General features: G+C 62.1%; 8 protein-coding genes. 4 read left to right on the forward strand and 4 right to left on the reverse strand.

The genetic code is table 11. The features are described 5' to 3' along the window. The first annotated feature begins 162 nt into the window (after window positions 1-162). The 3 genes from AC1DJO_RS12645 (at window position 163) to AC1DJO_RS12655 (ending at window position 4816) form a co-directional block, all read left to right on the forward strand. Entirely contained in the window at window positions 163-1107 is a 945-nt protein-coding gene (locus AC1DJO_RS12645; RefSeq protein WP_477970825.1) for a DUF1402 family protein, read from the forward strand. A 51-nt stretch (window positions 1108-1158) separates the two neighbouring features. Then, window positions 1159-2553, forward strand: a complete 1395-nt coding sequence (locus tag AC1DJO_RS12650) for a cytochrome P450 (RefSeq protein WP_477970829.1) — start codon at window positions 1159-1161, stop codon at window positions 2551-2553. A 94-nt stretch (window positions 2554-2647) separates the two neighbouring features. After that, window positions 2648-4816, forward strand: coding sequence for a malate synthase G (locus tag AC1DJO_RS12655; RefSeq protein ID WP_477970831.1), 2169 nt, complete (start codon window positions 2648-2650; stop codon window positions 4814-4816). Window positions 4817-4893: 77 nt separating this feature from the next. On the opposite strand, the gene AC1DJO_RS12660 is transcribed toward AC1DJO_RS12655, so the two are convergent. Continuing rightward, window positions 4894-5577 carry a L,D-transpeptidase gene (locus AC1DJO_RS12660; protein ID WP_112386050.1) on the reverse strand — a complete coding sequence of 228 codons (684 nt, stop codon included), beginning with the start codon at window positions 5575-5577 and terminating at the stop codon, window positions 4894-4896. Window positions 5578-5758: 181 nt separating this feature from the next. Between AC1DJO_RS12660 and AC1DJO_RS12665 the strand changes: the two genes are divergently transcribed. Beyond that, complete coding sequence (locus AC1DJO_RS12665; RefSeq protein ID WP_112386051.1) at window positions 5759-6253, forward strand: MmcB family DNA repair protein; 495 nt, start codon at window positions 5759-5761, stop codon at window positions 6251-6253. 20 nt (window positions 6254-6273) lie between these two features. On the opposite strand, the gene AC1DJO_RS12670 is transcribed toward AC1DJO_RS12665, so the two are convergent. From AC1DJO_RS12670 to hrpB, 3 genes are all read right to left on the reverse strand, one after another. Beyond that, complete coding sequence (locus tag AC1DJO_RS12670) at window positions 6274-6849, reverse strand: ActR/PrrA/RegA family redox response regulator transcription factor (protein WP_112386052.1); 576 nt, start codon at window positions 6847-6849, stop codon at window positions 6274-6276. A 67-nt stretch (window positions 6850-6916) separates the two neighbouring features. Continuing rightward, the gene (locus AC1DJO_RS12675) at window positions 6917-8227 is read right to left on the reverse strand and encodes an ActS/PrrB/RegB family redox-sensitive histidine kinase (RefSeq protein WP_112540498.1); all 1311 of its coding nucleotides are present in this window, start codon (window positions 8225-8227) and stop codon (window positions 6917-6919) included. Between the two features lie 10 nt (window positions 8228-8237). Next, entirely contained in the window at window positions 8238-10703 is a 2466-nt protein-coding gene (gene hrpB, locus AC1DJO_RS12680; RefSeq protein WP_477970834.1) for an ATP-dependent helicase HrpB, read from the reverse strand. Window positions 10704-11079 lie beyond the last annotated feature (376 nt).

Raw genomic sequence — 11079 nt, forward strand, 5'->3', positions numbered from 1 at the left:
TTTCGCGCAGGCGATTTTGACGATCGAACCCTCGACAGCGGGCCTTTTACTTTTTAGTGAAGGGCCCGGTTTCTTTTGCGGACGCGGCTTTATTAGGACAAGATTCTGGTTCAGTCACCGCGCTTCGCAGACAGGACGACAAACTCGACGGGATAGCGGATCGTGCGACGCCTTTTGACATGCCTTCTGATCGCCATAACGGCCTTCGCCTCGGCGCCGGCCTATGCCATGCAGACCGTGCCGCCCGGCAATCGCAATGTCGAGCAGCCGCCGGTCCCCGGCGCTTCGGTCCGCCGCACCAAGGGCACCAAGACGACCTTCGATCGCAAGTATGAGAAGATCTACGAGCTTCTGTCGACAGATCACGAGCTGATGGGCAAGATCCGCAAGACCGCCGCCGCCTATGGTATCGAACCGATCCATATCATCGGCGCGCTTGTCGGCGAGCACACCTACAATGTCGATGCCTACGACCGGCTGCAGTCCTATTACGTCAAGGCAGCGTCTTACGCAGGCGAAAGCTTCCGTTTTGCCTATGACGGCGAGGATGTCGATACCTTCATCGGCCGCCCGGAATTTGCCGGATGCAACGGCAAAAGCGATTCCTACCAGCTCTGGAGCTGCCGCGAGGACGTCTGGGAAACCGACTTCCGCGGCAAGACGGTCGGCGGCAAGAAATTTCCGGACAACCGCTTCAGCGCCGTCTTCTTCCAGCCCTTCTATGCCGGGCAGACTTTCGGCCTTGGGCAAATCAATCCGCTGACAGCCCTGATGCTCTCCGATCTCGTCACCCGAGTCTCGGGCTATCCGAAGCTCAGCGAGAAGGATGCCAGCGGCGTTTACAAGGCGATCATGCAGCCGGATATTTCTCTGGCCTTCGTCGCCGCATCCGTCCGCACCTCGATCGACGACTACAAGCGGATCGCCGGCATGGATATTTCCGATAACCCGGGTCTGACGGCGACCCTCTACAATGTCGGCAACTCCCGCCAGCGTGCTTCGGCGATCGCAGCCAAAAACCACGGCGGTGCGACAGTTTGGCCGGAAGAGAACTATTACGGCTGGCTGATCAACGACAAGCTGGACGAGCTGAAGGCACTGAACTAACCTTCTGCCTTGCCGGGAAGGCTAAAATCTTCCACGAAAGGCTGAAATATCATGGACATGCGCCCGGATCCCTTCGTCCCACCCGCACCGGTGCCGCGCAGCGTGCCGCCGTCACGGCTGGAGATCATCCGCACCATCCTGCGCAATCCGCTAGAGCTGTGGGGCGAGCCGTCCTACACGCTGCCCTGGATCAAGACGCGCTTCTTCCGTGACAGCACGATCATCGTCAACGATCCCGGCCTCATCAAGCATGTGCTGGTCGACAATGCTTCGAACTACCGGATGTCGGATATTCGCCAGCTGGTGCTGCGGCCAATCCTGCGTGATGGTCTGCTGACGGCCGAAGGTCCGGTGTGGAAGCGCTCGCGCAAGGCGGTAGCACCCGTCTTCACCCCGCGGCATGCGAAGGGCTTTGCCGGGCAGATGCTGCAGCAGTCGGAAGCCTACGCGGTGAAGTATGACGATGGCGGCAATTTCGATATCGCCGCCGATATGACCGAGCTCACCTTCGCGATCCTCGCGGAGACGCTGTTTTCAGGCGAGATCGCCTCGGTCTCGGATAATTTCGCCGGTGACGTCAATGCGCTGCTGCACCGCATGGGCCGCGTCGATCCGATGGATCTGATGCGGGCGCCGTCCTGGGTGCCGCGCGTCACGCGGATCGGCGGCCAGAAGATTCTCGATCAGTTCCGCAACATGGTCCACAAGACTATGGATCTGCGCCTCGAGCAGATGCGCGCCGACCGCGCCGCCGTGCCTGAGGATTTCCTGACGCTGCTGCTCGAGCAGGCGGGGCCCGATGGCCTGACGAACGAGGAGATCGAGGACAATATCCTGACCTTCATCGGCGCCGGTCATGAAACCACGGCCCGTGCGCTCGCCTGGACGCTCTATTGCATCGCCAATAGCCCGCATATCCGCGACGCGATGGAGGAGGAGATCGACCGTGTTCTCGCAAGCGGTGCAGAGCCGGTCGAATGGCTGGATCTGATGCCGGTGACCCGGGCGGCCTTCGAGGAGGCGCTCCGCCTCTATCCGCCGGCGCCGTCGATCAACCGTGCGGCCATCTCCGATGACAGCTGGACCGATGCCAAGGGCGAGCGCGTCGATATCCATGCCGGCATGACGGTGTTGATCATGCCGTGGACGCTGCACCGCCACGAACTCTATTGGGATAAGCCGCGCGCCTATATGCCCGAACGCTTCCTGCCGGAAAACCGCGGCAAGATCGGCCGCTTTCAGTTCCTGCCCTTCGGAGCCGGACCGCGCGTCTGTATCGGCGCGACATTCGCGTTGCAGGAAGCGGTGATTGCGCTTGCGGTGCTGATGAAGCGCTTTCGCTTCGATGTCACCGAGAAAACCAACCCGTGGCCGGTACAGAAACTGACGACGCAGCCGCAGAATGGCCTGCCGATGCGGGTCACCGCCCGCACTGTTTCTTCTTAGGCATAAATCTTTCTAACTATTGAACAATTGACTATGAATGAAAGCGGCGCAAAGTGGCACCATCACCCTTTTCCGTCTGCCGGAGGAATATTGTATGAGCACCATTGAAAAGCACGGCCTGTCGATAGAGCCCGTCCTTCATGATTTTCTCGTCAAGGAAGCGCTGCCTGGCCTTGGCCTCGACGCGGAAGCATTTTTCGCCGGCTTCTCGAAGATCGTCCACGATCTAGCGCCGAAGAACCGCGAGCTGCTCGCCAAGCGCGACAGACTGCAGGCCGAGATCGACGGCTGGTACCGCAAGAACGGCGCGCCCGTTGATATGGAAGCCTACGAGGCGTTCCTGCGCCAGATCGGCTACCTCCTGCCCGAGGGCTCTGATTTCACCGTCTCGACCAGCAATGTCGATGCCGAGATTGCTTCGATTGCTGGTCCGCAGCTCGTCGTTCCGGTCATGAACGCCCGTTACGCGCTGAATGCCGCCAATGCCCGCTGGGGCTCGCTCTACGATGCGCTCTACGGCACGGATGCTATTCCCGAGACCGGTGGTGCGGAGAAGGGCAGGGGCTACAATCCGAAGCGCGGTGAAAAGGTCATCGCCTGGGTTCGCGACTTCCTCGATAGTGCCGTACCGCTCGAAGGCGGCTCCTGGAAGGATGTCGGCGGCCTGACGGTAGACTCGACGCTTGCGATCACCGACGTCGATGGAGAAGCGTTGCCGCTGAAGGACGCCGCACATTTCGCCGGCTACCGGGGCTCTGCTGAAGCGCCCACCCACATCCTGCTCAAGAACAACGGCATTCACATCGAGATCGTCATCGACGCATCGACGGCCATCGGCAAGACCGATCCAGCTGGCATCTCGGATGTCTGGCTGGAATCGGCGATCACGACCATCATGGACTGCGAAGATTCGATCGCTGCCGTCGATGCCGAAGACARGGTCGTCGTCTACAGGAACTGGCTTGGCCTGATGAAGGGCGATCTGCAGGAGGAAGTCTCGAAGGGCGGTTCGTCCTTCATCCGCAAGCTCAATCCGGATAGTGAGATCACGGCGCCCGATGGCTCCACCTTCGAGCTGCACCGCCGCTCGCTGATGCTGGTGCGCAATGTCGGCCACCTGATGACCAATCCTGCGATCCACGACCGCGATGGCAACGAAGTGCCCGAGGGGATCATGGACGCGGTCGTGACGGGTCTGATCGCGCTTTACGACGTCGGCCCGAACGGCCGTCGCAAGAACTCGCGCGAGGGTTCGATGTATGTCGTCAAGCCGAAGATGCACGGCCCCGAGGAAGTCGCCTTCGCCGTCGAAATCTTCGGCCGCGTCGAGGAACTGCTCGGCATGCCCACGAATACCATCAAGATGGGCATCATGGATGAAGAGCGCCGCACAACGGTCAATCTCAAGGAATGCATCCGTGCCGCGCGGGAGCGCGTCGTCTTCATCAACACCGGTTTCCTCGATCGCACCGGCGACGAAATCCACACCTCGATGGAAGCAGGGCCGATGATCCGCAAGGGAGACATGAAGCAGGCGGCCTGGATCTCGGCCTACGAGAACTGGAACGTCGATATCGGTCTCGAATGCGGCCTCTCCGGCCACGCGCAGATCGGCAAGGGCATGTGGGCGATGCCCGACCTGATGGCGGCGATGTTGGAACAGAAGATCGCTCATCCGAAAGCGGGTGCCAACACGGCCTGGGTACCATCGCCGACAGCCGCAACCCTGCATGCCACGCATTATCACAAGATCAATGTTGCCGGCGTTCAGCGCGGCCTGAAAGACCGGGCTCGGGCAAAGCTGTCGGATATCCTCTCCGTGCCCGTCGCGCCGCGGCCGAACTGGACGCCCGAGGAAATCCAGCGCGAACTCGACAACAACGCCCAGGGCATTCTCGGCTATGTCGTCCGCTGGGTCGACCAGGGCGTCGGCTGCTCGAAAGTCCCTGACATCAACAACGTGGGCCTGATGGAGGACCGTGCGACGCTGCGCATCTCCGCCCAGCACATGGCGAACTGGCTGTATCACAAGGTCGTCACCGAAGCGCAGATCGTCGAGACGATGAAGCGAATGGCCGCCGTCGTCGATCAGCAGAATGCCGGCGACGCCGCCTACCAGCCGATGGCCGGCAATTTCGATCGCTCGATTGCCTTCCAGGCCGCCGTCGATCTGGTGCTCAAGGGCCGGGAGCAGCCGAACGGCTACACCGAACCGGTTCTCCATCGCCGCCGGCTGGAGCTGAAAGCCGCGCAACGGGCCTGAGGCTTGCAGACATCAAAGAGAAAGGCCGCCGGAAGCAATTCCGGCGGCCTTTTCTTGTCGTGTATCAGGCAAAGCGCTTACTGAATAACGATGACCTTCGAGGTCGCGCGGCCCGGACGGACGCGGCTGTAGAGGTCGATCACGTCCTGGTTCATCAGGCGGATGCAGCCCGACGAAGCGGCGGTGCCGATCGAAGCCCATTCCGGCGTGCCGTGCAGGCGGAACAGCGTGTCCTGGCCCTGCTCGTTGAAGAGATACATGGCGCGGGCGCCGAGCGGATTGGTCAGGCCCGGATCCATACCGTTTTCGACATACTTGGCGATCTCAGGACGGCGGACCGCCATTTCCTTCGGCGGGTGCCAGTTCGGCCATTCCTGCTTCCAGGCAACGTAGGCGGTGCCTGCCCATGCAAAGCCTGCCTTGCCGACGCCGATGCCGTAGCGCATCGCCTTGCCGCCGGGCAGGATATAGTAGAGGTGCCGCTCGCGGGTATTGACGATGATCGTGCCCGGGCGCTCGTCGCTCTGGTAACTGACGATCTGGCGGCGGAATTCCGGCTTCACGCGCTGGATCGGGATGGCGGGCAGTGAGTATCCGGCATCCGTCTTGACGCCATAGGCGTCGTCGAAAATCTGCGCCGTCTGGACAGTCGGGCCAGCGGCCTTATCTTCGACGGAAGCGCTCTCGGAGCTGGTAGAGCAACCGGCGAGGGCAAGTGTTGCCATCAGGCCGAATACAGGAAATGCATTGCGGATGCGCATGGATATCTCTTAAGTTTTTGGGCAATCAGGGAGGGGTCGCCGAACCATCTTTGATTATGGTTTATTTTCGATTAACTTCGGCTTTGCAAGATGCTGCATCGCGACAAAAGTTACCCGCAGCGGCAAATTAAAAGCGCATTGCTTTTTTGCAACAACAAGCACCCTCTTCCGGCGGTTATCCATGACGATTTTGAGCGTTTACAATAACAATCCGTTAATAGATGGCCGGCAATCGGACAGAGCTATGCTTGTGCGCCGCGGGACTCAGATTTTACTTCACGACATGCGCCACGCTTTGCTTCCCGAACTGCCGCTGGCAAGCGGCAGGCGGGCCGACCTGATCACCATTTCCGAGAAGGGCGAAATCTGGATCATCGAGATCAAGACGTCGATCGAGGACTTCAGAGTCGATCGCAAATGGCCGGAATACCGCGCGCATTGCGACCGGCTTTTCTTCGCCACTCACAAAGACGTTCCGCTCGACATCTTCCCGGAGGAATGCGGCCTGTTTCTTTCCGACGGCTATGGCGCGCACATGATCCGCGAGGCGCCCGAACACCGTCTGGCACCGGCAACCCGCAAGTCGGTGATGTTGAATTTCTCGCGCGCCGCCGCACAAAGGCTGATGATGGCGGAATGGGCGAACGGCAAGCCGCTCGCCATCGACGATATCTGAGGACTGTTTTTTAGGCGCGCCTACTTCGGCGCGCGCTTGGCGAGAATGCGCTGCAGCGTCCGCCGGTGCATGTTGAGCCGCCGCGCCGTTTCCGAAACATTGCGCTCGCACATCTCGTAGACGCGCTGGATATGTTCCCAGCGCACCCGGTCGGCCGACATCGGGTTCTCCGGCAGTTCGGCCTTTTCACCCGGCCGCTGCGTCAGTGCGGCAAACACGTCGTCGGCGTCGGCAGGCTTGGCAAGATAATCGACCGCACCGAGCTTCACCGCAGTCACTGCCGTGGCGATATTGCCGTAGCCGGTCAAGACGATGATGCGGGTATCATCGCGGCGCTGGCGGATCGCTTCGATCACGTCGAGCCCGTTTCCATCGCCGAGACGAAGATCGACCACCGCATATTTCGGCGGATGCGCCTTCGACTTCGCAACACCTTCCGCAACGGACTCGGCCGTCTCGACCGCAAAGCCCCGTGTTTCCATAGCCCGCGCCAGACGCCGCAGAAACGGGCCGTCGTCATCGACGATCAACAGGCTCGCATCCGGCCCGATATCGTGCTCGGAGATTGCAAGGATTTCGCTGGTCTGTTCGTTCATGGTCTTCAATCCCGGCGGTTGCGCGCCCTGATATACGTCAACTGTTCATGTCTTTATGCCGATAAAGTCATTTTGTCGAATGGGCATCAATCAGCATGCGCGGCCATTCGACACGGATCCGGGCGCCCTCGCTTTCGGGATCGCGGTTCTCGAAGACCAGCGCCGCGCCGGAGCGTTCGAGCAGCGTCTTGGCAATGAAAAGCCCGAGACCCAGGCCGCCTGCGGTATCTTCCTTCTGCCGCTTCGTCATGTAGGGTTCGCCGATCCGGGTCAGGATGTCGGGTGCATAGCCATTGCCGTCATCCTCGATGATGATCAGGACGCGGCGATGGTCGTGTTCGACGGTTATGGTCACTTTCTCGCGAGCATAGTCGACGGCATTCTCGATCAGGTTTCCGAGACCGTACATGATGCCGGCATTGCGCTCGGTCACCGGCTCGCCCTTGCGCGGGCTCTTCTCGATCAGCTCAAGCGTTATACCGGATTCGCGATAGGGCTCGACGATCTCCTCGACCATCGACGACAGCGGCAGCCGGCGCATATGCGCGTCGCCTTCTGCAGACAGGCTCGTCAACCGTTTCAGGATATCGCGACACCGTTCGCTCTGGCTGCGCAGCAGCTGCACATCCTCGCGAAACCGGTCGTCGTCCTTCAGCTCGCGTTCCATCTCCTTAGCAACGACGCTGATCGTCGCCAGCGGCGTGCCGAGTTCATGGGCGGCGGCGGCGGCAAGACCGTCGAGCTGCGAGAGATGCTTCTCCCGCTGCAGCACCAGTTCGGTTGCCGCAAGGGCATCGGCAAGCTGGCTTGCCTCCATCGACACGCGGTAGGCGTAGAAGGCCGCAAAGGCCATTGTCGAGGCGATCGAGCACCAGACGCCGAACTGCATGACATTGTGGACGTTGATCTCGACGCCGTCGAACCAGGGAAGCGGGAAGGGCGAGAAGGCAAGAATGGTGATGCAGACCATCGCAAAGACGATCAGCGCCGTGCTGTAGCGGATCGGCTGCGAGGCAAAGGAGATGATGACAGGGACGCAGACCAGAGCGGCGAACGGATTGGCAAGCCCGCCGGTGATGAAAAGCAGCGCCGAGAGCTGCAGCAGATCGAGCCCGAGCAGCGCAAAGGCAGCCGGCGGCTCCAGGCGATGTGTCGCCGGGTAACGAATGGTCAGATAGAAGTTGACCCAGGCGAGCGCGGCAATCAGTGAGCAGCTGGCGATCAGAGGCAGGGGAAATTTCAGCCAGAAGGCGACGATGAAGACCGTCACCGCCTGACCGGCGACTGCAAGCCAGCGCAATCGCACGATCGTCTGCAGCCGGAGCCTGCGGCTGCTATGCCTGTCTTCCTGCGTCTTGCTGTCGGCGTCATCCACCATCGTCATGTCCTTATGTACCACGCGGCTTCACGCGTGTCGTCGGCGCTGCCTCTTCCGGCCGTTCGGGCCAGGGATGCCGCGGATAGCGCCCGCGCATCTCGGCACGCACGTCCTTCCACGATCCGGCCCAGAATCCCGGCAGGTCGCGTGTCGTCTGGATCGGCCGGTGCGCTGGCGATGTCAATTCGAGAAGCAGCGGCAGGCGCCCACCGCCGATCGCCGGATGCTCCCGGAGGCCGAAAAGCTCCTGAACCCGGATCGTCAGCAGCGGCTCCTCGCCGTCATACTGGATCGGATGGCGCTGCCCGGTCGGGGCCTCGAAATGCGTCGGCGCCAGCCGCGCCAGATCGCGCTGCAGGGCGTGCGGTACGAGTGCCATCAAGCCGTTCGATAACGAGCCTGCGGAGATTTCGGCAAAGCCGCGGGCCTCGCCCTGGAACGGCACGAACCAGTCGTCGAGCCGCGCCAGCAGCGCGCCATCGCTCATGTCGGGCCACGGATCGCCGATCGTCCGGTGCAGAAAGCCGATCCGGTCGCGAAGCTGGGCGGCTTCTTTGGAAAAAGGCAGCGGCCCAAGTCCGAGCTGGCGCACGCCGTCGGCCAGCGCTCTGCCGACTGCTTCGCCGCTGGGCCTCGGCAAGGGCGTCTCGTCGAAGACGATGGCGCCGAGCCGCGTTGCCCGCCGGGCCCGCACCTGCTTGCTCGCCAGATCGAAATAGGTCTGCTCGCCGCTCTTGATGGCGCCGGGAAGCTCGGCTTCGACATCGCCGCGTGAGATCTCGGCGGCGGCAAGGATGCGTGCCTGCGCAGCCCGTCCCGTCAGGTCGGCAATCACAAGCATCTGGCTGCCGGCCAGCCGTTCGGTTTCAGCAAGCTCCGCGCCGCGGCCATTCGCCATCACATAGCGCCCGCGGGCGCCGCGCTGCAGCGCCACCCGGTCCGGGAAGGCATGAAGAAGCAGCTGTCCAGCCGTCGGCGGCGCCGGGGATGATGCCTTGTCGAGTCCGGCAGCCAGCCGCTGAGCCAACCTGCGTGCCGATTCGGCCCGCTCGCCTTTTTCCGTCTTGAACCGCCGCAGCCGATCCTCGAGATCGAGGCTCGTTCCGCCGAGTCCCTGTTCTGTCATCAGCACGGCAAGCAAGGCCGCTTCCCTGGAATCACCGTTCTCGCCCGCCGAAACCACCATCGCTGCCAGCCGCGGCGGCAGCGCAAGCTCGCGTATCGTCCGGCCGCGCTCCGTCAGGCCTCCATCGCTGCCGAGCGCGCCGAGATCGGCAAGCAGTGTCCGCGCCTCGGCAAGCGTGGTTGCCGGCGGCTGGTCAGCAAAGGCGAGGGTAGCAGGGTCCTGTACGCCCCAATGCGCCAGATCGAGCACCAGTCCGGAGAGATCGCTCGACAGGATTTGCGGCGGCGTAAAGGCTGGCAGCGCCGCCGTCTGGCCCTGATGCCAGAGGCGGATGGCGATGCCGGGCTCGGTGCGCCCCGCACGGCCTGCCCGCTGGTCGGCGGACGCGCGGGAGACCCGCACCGTCTCGAGCCGCGTGATTCCGGTCGAGGCCTCGAAAACAGGCAGCCGCTGCAATCCGCTGTCGACAACCACGCACACGCCGTCGATGGTGATGGATGTCTCGGCAATCGAGGTGGCGAGCACGATCTTTCGTTTGCCTGACGGCGCCGGGCGGATCGCGGCATCCTGCTCCTTCTGGCTGAGATTGCCATAGAGCGGCGCAATCAGCGTCTCGTCGCCAAACCGGCCGGTCAGCCGCTCCGCAGTACGCAGGATCTCGGCCTGTCCGGGAAGGAAAGCGAGGATCGAACCGCTCTCCCTTGCGTGGCAGTCGAGGATCGCTTTGCTAACCGCGTCCTCGATGCGTTCGCCGCCCGGCCGGTCCTGATAGCGGATCTCGACAGGAAAGCTGCGCCCCATGCTTTCGATGACAGGCGGGTTGCCGAGCAAAGCCGCGACCCGCTCGACATCGAGCGTTGCCGACATCACGAGGATGCGCAGATCTTCGCGCAGCGCACCCTGGACGTCGATCGCCAGCGCCAGTCCGAAATCAGCATCCAACGAACGCTCATGGAATTCGTCGAAGATCACGGCCGAAACGCCGGATAGTTCCGGATCGTCGAGGATCATCCGGGCAAAGACGCCTTCGGTGACCACCTCGATGCGCGTGGCTGCCGAGATCCGGTTGTCGAGACGCATGCGATAGCCGACAGTCTGTCCCACCTGTTCGCCGAGCAGCGATGCCATGCGGCTTGCCGCAGCGCGTGCCGCCAGCCGCCGCGGCTCAAGCAGAATGATCTTGCCGTCGCCGCGCCAGAGCTGCTGCAGCAGGAAGAGCGGCACCAGTGTCGTCTTGCCAGCGCCCGGCGGCGCCGAAAGCACGGCACGGCGATACTCGCCGAGCGCGCTGCCGATTGCGGGCAAGACGTCGGAGACTGGCAATGTTGGAAGAGACACTATGTCCGTCACCCCTGCGGTCGATCGATCCGCCCACCGCCATACGGTGTGCGACTCTATAAGAAAACTGCCGCGAAATTAGCGATCGCCGGAGGCTGCGCAAGCCGTCCCGGCATTCAGGGCGCGCCATCCCTATATAAAGGCGATCCGGAAACCCGGTATTTTCGAAGCATTAATGGGGCTTTGGCGCTGCAGCCTCGAAGCCGCGCAGTGTGAGATCGGTGCCAATCAAACGGACAGCGAGAATCCTCTTTTCGAATCAATCTGTTACAAAAATGTCAAAAAACTTTATTTGTTGCTGTTGACTGTTTGCGGGGGTTAGCCGTATAAGCCGCGTCACTGAACGAGGGCGGCGGCGCTGCAGGCGACGAAGTCTTTCGCTCTAGGA

It is taken from the genome of Rhizobium sp. 05N430 (assembly GCF_056396985.1).

Coding starts and splice junctions, on each gene's coding strand:
- AC1DJO_RS12650 (WP_477970829.1), top strand. CDS start 1,159: ATGGACATGCGCCCGGATCCCTTCGTCCCACCCGCACCGGTGCCGCGC.
- AC1DJO_RS12660 (WP_112386050.1), bottom strand. CDS start 5,577: ATGCGCATCCGCAATGCATTTCCTGTATTCGGCCTGATGGCAACACTT.
- AC1DJO_RS12665 (WP_112386051.1), top strand. CDS start 5,759: ATGACGATTTTGAGCGTTTACAATAACAATCCGTTAATAGATGGCCGG.
- AC1DJO_RS12670 (WP_112386052.1), bottom strand. CDS start 6,849: ATGAACGAACAGACCAGCGAAATCCTTGCAATCTCCGAGCACGATATC.
- AC1DJO_RS12675 (WP_112540498.1), bottom strand. CDS start 8,227: ATGGTGGATGACGCCGACAGCAAGACGCAGGAAGACAGGCATAGCAGC.